The sequence below is a fragment of the Synechococcus sp. HK01-R genome, assembly GCF_014217855.1.
In the GTDB taxonomy this organism is placed as follows: domain Bacteria; phylum Cyanobacteriota; class Cyanobacteriia; order PCC-6307; family Cyanobiaceae; genus Synechococcus_C.
In genome coordinates, this window is sequence record NZ_CP059059.1 from 1615113 (window position 1) to 1627823 (window position 12711).

The 12711-nt window shown below is 62.6% G+C and carries 18 protein-coding genes; 12 read left to right on the forward strand and 6 right to left on the reverse strand.

Features of this window, described 5'->3' with window-relative positions; genetic code table 11:
• Positions 1–56 precede the first annotated feature (56 nt).
• A complete protein-coding gene (locus tag H0O21_RS08630) occupies positions 57–1679 on the forward strand; it encodes a 2-isopropylmalate synthase (RefSeq protein ID WP_131454382.1) in 1623 nt (540 codons plus the stop codon).
• A gap of 3 nt (positions 1680–1682) precedes the next feature.
• Positions 1683–2519, forward strand: a complete 837-nt coding sequence (locus H0O21_RS08635) for a carbohydrate ABC transporter permease (RefSeq protein WP_185189383.1) — start codon at positions 1683–1685, stop codon at positions 2517–2519.
• A gap of 11 nt (positions 2520–2530) precedes the next feature.
• Here the strand turns inward: H0O21_RS08635 and H0O21_RS08640 are convergent, their stop codons facing one another.
• From H0O21_RS08640 to H0O21_RS08650, 3 genes are read right to left on the reverse strand one after another with little or no spacing between them, the layout of a single operon-like run.
• Positions 2531–2911 (reverse strand): signal protein, encoded by a 381-nt coding sequence (locus H0O21_RS08640; RefSeq protein WP_185189384.1) that lies wholly within the window; start codon positions 2909–2911, stop codon positions 2531–2533.
• On the reverse strand, positions 2908–4476 hold the full coding sequence (locus H0O21_RS08645; protein ID WP_255440954.1) for a Na/Pi cotransporter family protein: 1569 nt from the start codon (positions 4474–4476) through the stop codon (positions 2908–2910). The genes H0O21_RS08640 and H0O21_RS08645 overlap by 4 nt, the downstream gene beginning before the upstream one ends.
• Before the next feature lie 43 nt (positions 4477–4519).
• Positions 4520–4960 (reverse strand): hypothetical protein, encoded by a 441-nt coding sequence (locus tag H0O21_RS08650; RefSeq protein ID WP_185190953.1) that lies wholly within the window; start codon positions 4958–4960, stop codon positions 4520–4522.
• A 120-nt stretch (positions 4961–5080) separates the two neighbouring features.
• On the opposite strand from H0O21_RS08650, the gene H0O21_RS08655 reads away from it, so the two are divergent.
• The 3 genes from H0O21_RS08655 (at position 5081) to H0O21_RS08665 (ending at position 5964) form a co-directional block, all read left to right on the forward strand.
• Entirely contained in the window at positions 5081–5326 is a 246-nt protein-coding gene (locus H0O21_RS08655; protein ID WP_185189386.1) for a Nif11 family protein, read from the forward strand.
• 117 nt (positions 5327–5443) lie between these two features.
• Positions 5444–5605 (forward strand): hypothetical protein, encoded by a 162-nt coding sequence (locus tag H0O21_RS08660; protein WP_185189387.1) that lies wholly within the window; start codon positions 5444–5446, stop codon positions 5603–5605.
• A gap of 77 nt (positions 5606–5682) precedes the next feature.
• Entirely contained in the window at positions 5683–5964 is a 282-nt protein-coding gene (locus H0O21_RS08665) for a 2Fe-2S iron-sulfur cluster-binding protein (RefSeq protein ID WP_131454377.1), read from the forward strand.
• A 2-nt stretch (positions 5965–5966) separates the two neighbouring features.
• On the opposite strand, the gene H0O21_RS08670 is transcribed toward H0O21_RS08665, so the two are convergent.
• Positions 5967–6173, reverse strand: a complete 207-nt coding sequence (locus H0O21_RS08670) for a hypothetical protein (protein ID WP_185189388.1) — start codon at positions 6171–6173, stop codon at positions 5967–5969.
• A 193-nt stretch (positions 6174–6366) separates the two neighbouring features.
• A complete protein-coding gene (locus tag H0O21_RS08675; RefSeq protein ID WP_185189389.1) occupies positions 6367–6798 on the reverse strand; it encodes a hypothetical protein in 432 nt (143 codons plus the stop codon).
• A 78-nt stretch (positions 6799–6876) separates the two neighbouring features.
• Here H0O21_RS08675 and H0O21_RS08680 point away from each other — a divergent pair, with 78 nt between their 5' ends.
• The 6 genes from H0O21_RS08680 to H0O21_RS08705 all read left to right on the forward strand — a co-directional run bounded on the left by H0O21_RS08680 (position 6877) and on the right by H0O21_RS08705 (position 9592).
• The gene (locus tag H0O21_RS08680) at positions 6877–7131 is read left to right on the forward strand and encodes a hypothetical protein (RefSeq protein WP_255440955.1); all 255 of its coding nucleotides are present in this window, start codon (positions 6877–6879) and stop codon (positions 7129–7131) included.
• 19 nt (positions 7132–7150) lie between these two features.
• The gene (locus H0O21_RS08685; protein WP_185189390.1) at positions 7151–7462 is read left to right on the forward strand and encodes an MTH1187 family thiamine-binding protein; all 312 of its coding nucleotides are present in this window, start codon (positions 7151–7153) and stop codon (positions 7460–7462) included.
• Positions 7463–7541: 79 nt separating this feature from the next.
• The gene (locus H0O21_RS08690; RefSeq protein ID WP_185189391.1) at positions 7542–8030 is read left to right on the forward strand and encodes a hypothetical protein; all 489 of its coding nucleotides are present in this window, start codon (positions 7542–7544) and stop codon (positions 8028–8030) included.
• Positions 8031–8061: 31 nt separating this feature from the next.
• Entirely contained in the window at positions 8062–8460 is a 399-nt protein-coding gene (locus H0O21_RS08695; RefSeq protein ID WP_185189392.1) for a hypothetical protein, read from the forward strand.
• A gap of 44 nt (positions 8461–8504) precedes the next feature.
• Positions 8505–8936, forward strand: coding sequence for a hypothetical protein (locus H0O21_RS08700; protein WP_131454372.1), 432 nt, complete (start codon positions 8505–8507; stop codon positions 8934–8936).
• A 2-nt stretch (positions 8937–8938) separates the two neighbouring features.
• The gene (locus tag H0O21_RS08705) at positions 8939–9592 is read left to right on the forward strand and encodes an RluA family pseudouridine synthase (protein WP_370523020.1); all 654 of its coding nucleotides are present in this window, start codon (positions 8939–8941) and stop codon (positions 9590–9592) included.
• Here the strand turns inward: H0O21_RS08705 and H0O21_RS08710 are convergent.
• On the reverse strand, positions 9580–11697 hold the full coding sequence (locus H0O21_RS08710) for an HDIG domain-containing metalloprotein (RefSeq protein WP_185189393.1): 2118 nt from the start codon (positions 11695–11697) through the stop codon (positions 9580–9582). The two genes, H0O21_RS08705 and H0O21_RS08710, sit on opposite strands and share 13 nt — an antisense overlap.
• A 57-nt stretch (positions 11698–11754) precedes the next feature.
• Here H0O21_RS08710 and folD point away from each other — a divergent pair, with 57 nt between their 5' ends.
• Positions 11755–12663, forward strand: a complete 909-nt coding sequence (gene folD, locus H0O21_RS08715) for a bifunctional methylenetetrahydrofolate dehydrogenase/methenyltetrahydrofolate cyclohydrolase FolD (RefSeq protein WP_185189394.1) — start codon at positions 11755–11757, stop codon at positions 12661–12663.
• The last annotated feature ends 48 nt before the right edge of the window (positions 12664–12711 follow it).

Sequence of the window (12711 nt, forward strand, 5' to 3'; positions counted from 1 at the left end):
GCTTAGAGTGGACTAACTCATAGTCACTCCGACTAACACCTGTCGAGGCTGCTGCCATGGCCAAGGATCCCGGCCGCGTACTGATCTTCGACACCACCCTCCGGGATGGTGAGCAGTCTCCAGGCGCCAGCCTGAACCTTGAAGAGAAGCTGGCCATCGCTCAGCAGCTGGCCCGCTTGGGTGTGGATGTGATCGAGGCCGGCTTCCCCTTCGCCAGTCCTGGTGATTTTGCTGCTGTGCAACGAATCGCCCAGCAGGTGGGTGGTGATCAGGGCCCGATCATCTGCGGCCTCGCCCGTGCGTCCCGCGGCGACATCAAGGCCTGCGCCGATGCGGTGGCCCCGGCTCCGCGCCGTCGTATCCACACCTTCATTGCAACGAGCGACATCCACCTCGAGCACAAGCTGCGCAAGAGCCGCAAAGAGGTGCTGGCGATCGTTCCCGAGATGGTTGCTTACGCCCGCTCCCTCGTTGATGACGTGGAGTTCTCCTGCGAGGACGCTGGTCGCAGCGATCCGGAATTCCTGTATGAGGTGATTGAAGCCGCCATTGCTGCAGGGGCCAGCACCATCAACATCCCGGACACCGTTGGTTACACCACCCCTTCAGAATTCGGGACGCTGATCGCTGGCATCGATCAGCACGTGCCCAACATCAATGAGGCGGTCTTGTCGGTGCATGGTCACAACGACTTAGGCCTTGCTGTGGCCAACTTCCTGGAGGCAGTGAAAAACGGTGCCCGGCAGCTGGAGTGCACCATCAATGGCATCGGTGAGCGGGCGGGTAATGCGGCCCTGGAAGAGCTTGTGATGGCCTTGCATGTGCGCCGCCGCTACTACAACCCATTCTTCGGTCGCCCTGAGGATTCCCCAACGCCGCTGACGGCCGTTCGCACCGAGGAGATCACCAAAACCTCCCGCCTGGTCTCGAATCTCACCGGCATGGTGGTGCAGCCAAATAAGGCGATCGTGGGTGCCAATGCCTTTGCTCATGAGTCGGGCATTCATCAGGACGGCGTGCTCAAGAACCGGCTCACCTACGAGATCGTCGATGCGCGCACCGTCGGTCTGAGCGATAACCGCATCTCCCTCGGCAAGCTCAGCGGTCGCAGTGCCGTCCGGGCCCGTCTGGAGGAGCTCGGTTATGACCTCAGCCGTGAGGATCTCGATGAGGCCTTTGCACGTTTCAAGGATCTGGCCGATCGCAAGCGGGAGATCACCGATCGCGACCTGGAAGCGATCGTGAGCGAGCAGGTGCAGCAGCCTGAGGCCCGCTACCAGCTCAAGCTGGTGCAGGTGAGCTGCGGCAGCAGCCTTCAGCCAACGGCCACCGTCACCCTGGCTGATGAGGAAGGCCGCGAGCAGACCACGGCAGCGATCGGCACTGGACCTGTGGATGCCGTGTGTCGCGCCCTCAATGCCCTAGCGGAGGTCCCCAATGAGCTCATGGAGTTCTCGGTGAAATCGGTCACCGAAGGCATCGATGCCATGGGAGAGGTGACGATTCGACTGCGCCGTGATGGCGAGCTTTATTCGGGGCACTCCGCTGATACTGATGTGGTGGTGGCGGCGGCCCAGGCCTTTGTGAATGCGCTCAATCGCTTGGTGGCCGGAACCAGCCGTTCCGCCATTCATCCCCAGCGGGACACCGCCGACGCCGAACTCCGGGCCAGCCTCTGATCCATGGCTTCAAGCGTGCGCTCCCGCTTCGCTCCGCTGCTTCAGCTTCTGCTGTTGATTGTGTTGGCTCTGGTTGTGCTGGTGCCCCTGCTCTGGCTGGTCAGCACCTCGCTCAAGGGGCCTGCCGAAGACATTTTCTCCAGCCCCCCAGCCCTGCTTCCAGCGCAGCCCAGCCTGGAGGCCTATCGCCGACTCTTTCAGGACAATCCCCTGGGGCTCTATCTGCTGAACAGCACGATCGTGAGCGTGCTGGCGGTGGTGGCCAATTTGCTGTTCTGCTCCCTGGCCGCCTACCCCCTGGCGCGCATGCGCTTTGCAGGTCGTGGCCTGGTGCTGGCTCTGGTGGTCGCCACCATCCTGATTCCGTTTCAAGTGGTGATGATTCCCCTCTATCTCCTGATGGTGCAGCTGGGGCTACGCAACACCTTGATGGCCCTGGTGATTCCCCAGGCGGCCACTGCGTTTGGGCTCTATCTCCTGCGTCAGAGCTTTTTGGCCGTACCCGTGGAGCTGGAGGAAGCGGCTCGCATTGATGGTTGCAGCAAGCTCGGCGAGTGGTGGAACGTGATGATTCCTGCAGCCCGGGCCGATCTGATCACCTTGGCGATGTTTGTGTTCATCGGCACCTGGAGTGATTTCCTCTGGCCGCTGGTCATTCTCGATGATCCTCAGCTCTACACGCTTCCGCTTGGGCTGCAGCAATTGGCGAGCAGCTTCTCCCTCGATTGGCGCATCGTGGCGGCCGGATCTGTGGTTTCGATCCTGCCGGTGCTTGTGCTGTTCGTGTTGCTTCAGCGCTACATCCTGCCCAGCGCCAGCAGCGATGCGGTGAAGGGGTAAGGGGGGATTGCTTACTCCTGAGGAGCCGGCAGGGGCAGTTCCAGACGGGGAAGTGGAGGGAGAAACGGGCGACCGTTTGCTTCTGGTTGTTGCTCCGCTTTCTGGCGTTCCCGCGCCTGCTTCTCGTCCTGCTCCCGTTGTTGCTTGACGGCTTTGAGCAGATCGCTGAACTGCCGCTCGAGGCTCTGTTGACGGAGCCGCAAGGTGCCCATCTGGTCCTCCAGCAGCCTGCGGTTGTTCACTTCCTCCCGCTGTTCGATCGCCTCCACTTGCTCCTGAAGGCTCTTTAGAACCGCCGTTTGCTGAGCTAGGGCTTGCCAGAGCACCAGAAACAGAACGGTGAGCAGCGACACCAGGGCTGCGGGCAGCAACTTCCAGCCGGATCCGTTCATGCGTTTCTCCCCCCGTTGAGGCCCAGTCCGAGCGTTGCCGTTCCCAGGTGGTCGCTGAGGCGATCCAGATGGTGACCCACGCGCTGAGCCCAACGCAGAGCATCGAGCTGGAGGCCGCTGTCTTCAAGGCTGAGTTGCCCATCAGCCGATCGGGCGATCAGCCCATGCCGTTCCTGGTCCAGTTGTCGATCCAGCAGGGATGCCACCATGCTGCAGCGCTTCTGAAGTGCCAGCCAGCGTCTCTGGTCCAGATCGCCTGGGATGCGCAGGAGCAACGTCAGCAGCATGCGCCGGGGCGCAGCCAATGTCTCTGCGCTTTGCAGGCACTGGGTCCTTTCCTGTTCCGCCAGCCGAACCTGCAGCCGTTGGAGGTGATCGAGGGCATGCAGCAGATGCAGCAGAGCCTCCACCTGTTGGCGATTCAGGTTCACGAGATGGAGTTGATCAAGGAAGTGCTCCGCTTGGCCCAGGGACCGCGCCAAATCCTCCAAGTGCAGTTGCACCGGTTCTGGCGGCTGTCCGCCCAGGGTGTCGATCAAGAGCAGGATCTGTTGCCTCCAGAGCGCCCCCTGGGCCGCCAAGGCCAGGTTGATCGCTACGGAGAGATCGGCGGGGGGGTGTTGCCCCAGCTGCCAGGGCCCTGGGCCGCGGTGCTCTGGCACCAAGGAGCGAATCAACGCGGCGAACGGACTGGTCAGCGGCAGGGCGATCACCACCCCCAGCAAGTTGAAGCCGGTGTGAAAGGCCGTCAGCGCAAAGGGGACATCCAGACCCATGCCCCCAGGCCAGGCGAGATCCAGACCTCTTAGGTAGAGCGGCAGCAGGACGAGCGCCATCAGCGCTGTGGCCAGGTTGAACACCACGTGCGCCAGGCCAGTGCGCCTGGCGCTCAGGCTGCCCCCAAGGCTGGCGATCAGCGCCGTGACTGTGGTGCCCACATCCATCCCGATCACCAGAGCGCAGGCCTGCGGAAGGGTCAGGGCTCCGGCGGCAAGACCGGTGAGCGTGGTCGCCACGCCGGCGCCGGAGGACTGGGTGATCAACGTGGCCAGCAGGCCAAGGAGCACCAGTTGCAAGCGACTGATCAGGTCGAGGCCGTCCAGCGCTGTGGTCGTCAGCAGGGGCCCATGGCCGGCCATGGCCTGCTGCAGCTGGCTGACTCCAAGAACCACCAAACCAAATCCGGCCAGGGCTGAGCCGATGGCTGGTGTGCGCTGCCGACCGATCAAGCGCAGAACGGCACCCACCAGAATGGCTGGGGTGAACAGGCTGGTGATGTTCAGCTTCAGGCCGATCACGGCCACGAGCCAGCCAAGACCGGTGCTGCCGATGTTGGCGCCGAAGATGATCCCCAGAGACGACTCGAAGCGAATTAACCCGGCGCTGACAAAGCCAACGGTCGCCACAGTCGTTGCGCTCGAGGATTGGAGAAGTGCAGTGCCCAGCGCCCCTGCGATCGCTCCGGACAGGGGGGTGCGAGTAAAGCGGAGCAGCGTCGCGCGCAGGCGACGGCCGGCGAGGGCCCGCAGGCCTTCGGTCATCACGGTCATGCCGAGGAGGAACAATCCGAGGCCGACCGCGACCTGAATCAGGATCGTGTTGGTGATCTCAGTTGCAGCCCTGAACGGAGATCCGGTAGCTGAAGCCGGTGGAATCCGGATCGCTTCCCGTTCCGATTTTGAAGTTGATCTGGCTCACCGTTTTGCCATCAGGGGCGCTGAAGGGGCCAAACATGCGACCAGTTCCGATCGGCGGCGTCATCGACTCCTGCACCACCCGCAAGTTGCTTCCGTCGGTGAATTTCAGATAGGCCTCCACCGGGTAGGTGCCACTGGCTGTGGAATCGGCCGTGAAAAAGAGCTTGTAGCTGCGGTAAACGCCGTTCACGGCAAAGTCGGTGTTCCAGTTGGTGCGTCCAAGAAGTTTGGGTTTGCCCACGCGCTTTTTGACGATGTCGCTGCTCCCGTCGCCTCCTACGGGAGGCAGAAAGGCGCAGGCGGCCTTCACGCTGCTCCCGATCAGGGTTGTGGTCAGGCCAATGGCGAGCATTCCAACGAGCGGAGCATGCTGGCGGATCAACATCACGTCATCCTTGGTCTTAAGACGTCTTAGCAGCGGTCCGCTCGATCAGCAGATGCGATAGACCGGGCGGGTCGAACGTCGCTGCTGATGTCCCTCGAAGATCTGGATCGTCTGTTGGCCCTGCGGATTGAAGACGCCCAGCTCGCTGCTCAGCTTGCTCAGCCCTTGGGTGTGCAGGAGCTCTGTGAACTGGCCGCAGCTCGGGGTTTGGAGGTTGGTGAGGCGGATGTTCTCGCTGCCCAGCAGCGGGAGGAGTCGCGCTTGTCTCAGCAACAGTTGCAGGAGCGAGTCGCCCAGGAGGCTCGTCGCTTGCGCCACTTCATTCAAGGGTGATAGTCCAGGCCCTGCTGATGGCTTGGGTGCCACCCCTTACCTCCATTCAGTATTGCTGGACACGGCAGCCACGGCCTCTTTGCCCTGAAGCTGTCCAGAGGTTGACGTTGTAGTGGAATGACGTTCTGGAAGGAGTGGGCTCCCACCGAAGTTGCAAACACGGGCTGGGATCGTTTCCTCGACAAGGAGTCGTTGACCCTTCTCCGTCAGGATGAAGTGGCTGAGGTGATGTCTGCTGAGGCTTATCTGTCCTGGGACGATCTCGTGGGTCAGCGCTGACCTTGTCAGCAGATGCTCACCAGGCAAGGCAGGTTCAGTTCCTTTCCCTAAGAAAGGTTTGACCTCCCTGGTTTGTCATGGCTTCGTTCACCATCGCGATTGAAGGTGGTTCCAGCTTCAGCTGTGCTGATGACCAGTACATTCTTGATGCCGCTGAAGAACAGGGCATCGATCTGCCCTATTCCTGCCGTGCCGGTGCCTGCAGCACCTGCGCCGGCAAGATCATGAGCGGCAGTGTCGATCAATCGGATCAGAGCTTTCTCGACGACGATCAGATCGCCAAGGGGTATGCCCTGTTGTGTGTGAGCTATCCCCTCAGCGATTGCACGGTCAAGACGGACGTCGAAGACGAGCTCTGAGTTCAGCGGATCATCACCACGTCGGGAGTCTCACCCAGCACCTGACCCATGAGTAGGGCATGGGTGACGGCTCCTTCGTGGCTGTGAAAGGTCCAGGCAGATTCGGGTGTCGCCACACGCTCGATCCCCTGATCGATCTCGTTCACTCTGAAGTAGGTGCCGGCTTTGGGGCTGCGCAGCACGAAGCGTTCGATACGGGGGAGCAACATGGCTGTTCTCGTTGAGACTCATTCCCTGGCTAGCGCTGCCAAGCATTCGTCCAGCGTCCACTTTCGTTTTCCTGCGCTTTGTCCCTTCGTGAAAGTTTGAACATCCGACCGCTCAAAAACACGGTACGACTTGGGTGATGGGCTGTGGGACAACCTTCTGCGAGGCAACGCTGCAGGCCCCAGGTGTCTGATCTCAAGTGACCGGGAGTGACGAGCGTCGCTCCCAGATCAAGCCCTCAGGAGCTGTGAAGAGGCTCAGATGCCCTCCTTCGCGGAACCATGCTTCTGCCTGGGCCTCTAAGGCGGGTGTGTCCAGTTGCCAGTGGCTTGTGAAGTAGTCCTCCACGGCTGCATTGCTGGCGGGCTCTGCTTGGAGCCAGTGCACCAGCGCCAGCTTGAGGGGGCGGATCGTCAGCACTGCGATGCGATGTGTGGCGTTGTCGCTGGCCGTCTCGATCTGTTCCTCCACCTGCTCGTTCGCCACAAAGAGGCGCAGCGCGCTGGTGCTGTCCCGCCCGTCGAGGGGGAACTTATTGAGGTAGAGGCGGCGTGCCTTTGGGAACAGGGCTGAAGGGGCCGACTGCATCAGCTGTGCGAAGGCCTGCTGCAGGCTGGAGCTGGGCATCGGGCTGGGAGGGGGCGACGCCTGCCCAGCATCACCCTTGGCAGTCCAGCGCCAACAGTGCGACGATGGGGACAGTTTTTGGTCTGGACCGTGCCGGAGTCGGGGCGCTGCACGTATCGATTGGTCGCCCTTGATGGCAGCCCTCATCCCGTCTTGGACACTCCCTATGACTCCAGGGAGGCGGCGGAGGCGGCGGCCCAGAGCTGGTGCACTGGTCAGGGGATGGCCTTTGGTGTCGGCCAGAGGGGAATCGCTCTAGAGGTGCAGACCCGCTCCGGGGCCTGGCGCACCGTCGGTTATCCGCTCAGTTGCCTTCGAGGCGCTAGACCTTGATCGGTTTCGCCGATCGATCATGTGGGTCAGTGTTGATCTGTGTGTGGTGCCGCTGGGTGTCGGTGTCTCGCTCGCGCCCTATGTGGCTGCCTGTCAGCAGGTGATTGAGGCGACGGGGCTTGACTTTGAGCTCGGGCCGAACGGAACGGCGATTGAGGGGGAGTGGGAGTCTGTCTTCGCCTGCGTACAGGCCTGCCATGAAGCCGTGCATCACCTTGGCGCCCCGCGGATTTACACCACGCTCAAGGTCAATACCCGTGTTGATCGTCAGCAGTCATTCCGCGACAAGGTGGACAGCGTGATCGCCAGCCGTTCAGTCCGACCGGCCTGAATCCGTAGAACTTCGGTGCAAGGGAGACGCCCTGGAGTCTCTATGGGTCCAATGGGACTAGTGCTGCGACTGATGACTGATGGGGCGGTTGGCGTGGCTTGTGCTGTTCGTGGGGGTGTCGGCGGCTGCTCCCCTGCAGGGCAGGGCTGAAAGTTGGGATCGGATTGGACGCTTTGCCGGGCTTCTGCGACAAGCGGGCACCCAGACACTGGTAGCGAAGGACTGCCCGTCGGCGCTGCTCGGAGCCTTTCATGCCGGCCGTAATGCCTTGCTGCTCTGTGCCAACAATCTCGCCAATGATCCGGCTCAGATCTGGACGGTGCTCGCCCATGAATCGGCCCATGTTATGCAGCATTGCCGTCAGGGCCCTCTGCTACCGGATGATCAGCTCACCGCCGCCATCGCCCAGGTGCGTCGGTGGGCTCCTGGGGCGTTGCAGGAACTGAGCCTCTACCACCACAGCCAGCATCGTGATGAGGTGGAAGCACGCCTGGTGCAGGGTCTTCCTGCCGATGAGGTGGAGCATCTCTTCAGTCGCTTCTGTGCCGAACGGCTGATCCGGCGCTAATCCAGGAGTGAGGTGTCCCGGGAGAGGGCGGATGGAGGACCAAGACGATCCCGTTACGCCGCTGACCGGTCCCACCCTCGATGCTGACGGGCATCTCACCTACGTCGGAGAGGACGGTCGGCGCTATGTGGTCGTCGATGGGGTGGAGCTGGATGCAGAGGGCTCTGCTCAGGTGATGGAGGCCCTTCAAGCCGCCGGCCCGTTGTTTCAGGAGATCGAGGCCCTTTGTCATGGCTGGCTCGATCTGGTGGCGGATTCCCCGCTTCTGCGAGAGGAAGCGATGGCTCTGCTGCTCGCCACCCTTGAAACCGTTCTTGAGGCCTCAGCAGACGACGCTGTTGATGACGACACCCCAGAGGGGAACGTCAGTGACCAGAACGGAGCTGACCAGAACGACAACGATGAGAACACTCCCCAGCAGGACGGCTGAACGTCATTGCCTACGGTGATGATTCGTTTGTGCTGCGGTCTCCGATGGATTCCAGCCTTCGTGGCTACTGGCTGATGACCTGGCTCGGACTCGCCGGCAATGTGTTGGCCCTTCCCCTGATCGGGTGGATTGCCTTCACCTCTCCTGACTTGCGTGCGGCCAATCTCAGCGTGGCCTTTGGCCTGGCCTGGCCGGCTGCTGTTGTGGGCATCGTTGCCTGTGCCGGTCTGATCGCCCGCCGCCGCTGGGGGGTGATCGTGGCCATCGTTGCCCTTTCGATGGCCTTGGCTGCATCGCTGCCTTACGGCATTGTGCGCCTCGCGCTGATCTCCCTCGGCGCTGATGCGGTTCGCCTAGGAGCGCTTTCCCTGGTGCTTGCTCTTCTCAACTTGCTGGCTCTGCTCTATTGGTGCAGGCCTGAGCATCGTCGTCAGAGCCTGCGCGCAGGCTTACGTGGGAGCGGAAGCCTGCTCTGAAGTTGATTCACGCGATCCCGGTCCTCTTCTCCGACATCCACCTGATGGTGGTGGACAAACCAGCCGGGCTTCTCAGCCAGCCAGGGCTCGGGCCGGCGCAGGCCGACTCCCTGAGCAGCCGTTTGCAAGTGGCTGAACCTTCGCTTCAGCTCGTGCATCGTTTGGATCGGGACACCTCCGGTCTGCTGGTGTTGGCCCGCTCTCCGGAAGCCCTGCGCCGGCTCAGTGCGCTTTTCGCCCAGAGGGCTGTTCAGAAGCTTTACGTCGCCGATGTCTGCGGTGCGCCGGCAGCGCTGAGCGGTCGCATCGATCATCCCCTGGCTCGTCTTGAGCGGCTACCGCCCCGTTATGGCAACCACCCCGGCGGTCGCCCGTCCCTGACCTGCTGGCGCTGGGCCGCTCCGGGTGATCGCTGCAGCAGGCTCTGGCTGCGGCCTCTGACCGGTCGGTCCCATCAGCTGCGGGCCCATCTCGCGGGGTTTGGTTGGCCGATCCTCGGTGATCCGATTTATGGATCCGGTGCTCAGCCCTCTGGGCTTGCGGTCACCCGCCTGCATCTGCACGCGCTGGCCCTGGCCTTTCGGCATCCGTTCAGCGGCAGGCGACTGAGGGTTCATTCGCCGGTGCCCTTCGCGCTCCCAGTTCAGGCTGGATAGCCCTTGTAGGCCGGAATCGGATAGGGAATGCGGCGATGGCGCATCCGCCTCCAGACCTGCACGAACGCCCGCACCAGCAGCTCGACTTCCGCGCGCGTGAGGCTGCTGGACCGCAGCTGACCATCGCGGAGGCGTGATTCGACAATGCGCCGCACGGTCCCCTTTGCCTGGAGATCGCTGGTGTCCGGAGGAAGGGAGCGCAAAGCTGCTTCGCAGCCATCGGCCAACATCAAGATCCCTGTTTCTCGTGAGCGCGGTGTGGGGCCGCGATAGCGGAAACGTCCCTCGGGCACCTTGGGGTCGAGCTCCCGTGCTTTGTGAAGGAAATAGCCCATCTTGAGGGTTCCCTGGTGCTCAGGGATGAAGTCGGCCACTGGGCGAGGCAAGCGATAGCGGCGGGCCAGCTTCAGCCCCTCGTCGACATGGGCCTGGAGGACTCCGGCACTGGCGAGGGGGTCATTGAGTCGGTCGTGGGGGTTCTCGCCGACCTGTGTCTGGTTTTCGATGAACCAGTCAGGGGCATGCAACTTGCCGACATCGTGATACAGAGCGCCGGTGCGAATGAGATCGACATCGGCTCCGATCGCACGGGCTCCTCCCTCCGCCAGGCTGCAGATCATCAGCGTGTGCTCGAAGGTGCCTGGAGCCTCACAGGAAAGGCGTCGCAGCAGGGGACGCTCCTGATCGGCCAACTCCATCAGACGGGCTCGAGTGAGCAGTCCGAAGGAGCTTTCCAGCAGTGGAATCAGCAGGATCGCCCCCATGAGCAGCAGTCCCATCAGCAGGGCCTCAGAAGCAAGCTCTCCGGCATTGGGGGCGAGGCGCGTCCAGGCGCTCATGCCCGCATTGATCTGACTGCGCAATAACAGCCATTCGACCAGCAGAGCCGTCAGCGGTAGAAGCACCGCCAGCTGCAGCAACTGGGCGCGGCTGCGAAGGCGTCCGGCCTGAAGTGCCGCCACGGCGGCGATGGCGGCGGCGATCATCAGTCGCCCTTCACCGAGACCATTCACCGGCAGGGGCCACAGCAGGCTGGCGATCGCCATCCAGGCCAGGCCGCAGCTGGTTCCTAACCCCTGGGCAAGCAGCAGGGTTGGCGGCACGATCACCGCTAGAGGGCTGACGGCAGCCCCGAACCAAAGCTTCGCCGCTTGCACGATGAGAAGCAGCCCGAGGGCCAGAAGGGCATGGGATGCCTCCAGGCAGGGACGCTCCCGGCGCATGATCAGCACCATTACTCCACAACCGGCCAAGGCCTCTGTGAACCGCGACATCCAGATGCCAAGACGGGGGCTGCGATTCACCAGGCCGAAGTAATCGAGAACGTCATAGGCCTGGGGACTGATGGGTTCTCCCTTGCGGGTGATCAGATCCCCCCGGGTGACCTCGATGGTGGGAATCCCCTGATTGGTGATCAGCTTCTCGATCAAGCGCTGACTGCGCACCGGATCCGTGCGCAGGTTGCTCGAGCCCTGGAAGGTGGTTGCTAGCAGCTTGCTGCCGAGTGTTTTCCTTGGATCCTGTGCGTCTCCAAGGGTCGTGAGCTGCAGGGAGGCCGCTTTGCGCAGCTGTTCGACTGCCAGGGTGTTCACCAATCCCTGGCTGAGCATGCGGTCAGCCGCACGCCTGAGGGCCATATCCCATTGGCGACGTTCCCTTTGGCTACGGCCTGTGAGCCAGGCCTGTTCAGGATTGCTCAGGTTGACGGGTCCGATACGTTCGGCGTCATCACTGCGTGCCACCCGTTCCAATTCGGCCAGCTGCCGCTCCAGTCGTTCCCGAAGCCGCTTGGTTTCCTCAAGGTCGATCACCTGCACGAATGTGCGTGGCACCAGGCTGGAACGGCGCTGTTCCAGGGCTTCGCTATCCACGACCCGAGCACTTTTGGGGGCGACGGCATCGAAGGGGGCTGGCAGACCGGGACGCAGGTTTGGTTCCACCAGCCACGGCCAGCTGGAGACCAGCGCCACGAGGAGGCAGACAAGAAGAAGCCCTGCTTTTTGATGGTTGCGCCAGCGCAGCACGGGGCGAGTGGGAGACTCGCTGCGCAACCAGCTCTGCCAGAGCTGACCGAGGCGATGGAGGCGAATCACAGCCGAGGGCATCCGTCTGCACGCTAGCTCTATCGGGCGGGCATGCTGGGGTGAGGTGCTGACCCGGTGATGGCCCTGAAGCTGGATGGCAGGCAGCTTGCTGCAGAAATCGAAGAGAGGTTGCAGGCTGCTGTTGAACGCTGCAGCAAGTCGGCTGGGCGTCCACCCGGTCTCGCCGTGCTGCGGGTCGGTGATGACCCCGCCAGTGGTGTCTACGTCGCCAACAAGGAAAAAGCCTGTAGCCGCATCGGCATCGCCAGCTATGGGGCGCATCTACCCGCCAGCTCAACCCAGGAGCAGGTTTTAGACACGATCAACTCCCTCAATGCTGACGAGCGGGTGGATGGGATCCTTCTTCAGCTCCCCCTGCCTGCTCACCTCGACGAGGGGCCTCTGATTGCTGCCATCGATCCTGATAAGGACGCCGATGGCTTGCACACCTTCAATCTGGGGCGACTGCTCAAGGGAGAACTCGGACCCCGCAGCTGCACACCTGCTGGGGTGATGGCCCTGCTTCGGCGTCATGCGTTGCCGCTCGAGGGCCGTCGGGCCGTTGTGGTGGGGCGCAGCATCCTGGTCGGTCAGCCCATGGCGTTGATGCTTCAGGCGGCCAATGCCACCGTCACCGTCGCCCATTCCCGGACTCGCGAGTTGGAGCGCGTCACCCGGGAGGCGGAGGTGTTGGTGGTGGCCGCAGGCCGTCCCCGCATGATCGGAGCGGAGCATCTCTCCCCTGGAGCGGTTGTCGTTGATGTAGGAATTCATCGCCTGCCGCTGCCGCCCGATGCTCCCGAGGGCGCCAAGGCGAAACTCTGCGGTGATGTGAGGGCTGAGGAGATCGAGGAGCTCGTGTCAGCCCTCTCGCCGGTGCCTGGAGGTGTCGGACCGATGACGGTCGCGATGCTTTTGGTCAACACAGTGGTGGCTTGGTGCCATCGCCATGGGCTCGACCACGGTCTGGACGACCTGGTGGTCTGAAGCTCGATCCTTCAACGGCCTGTTGTTTAACCAGCCTGGTGTTCTGTG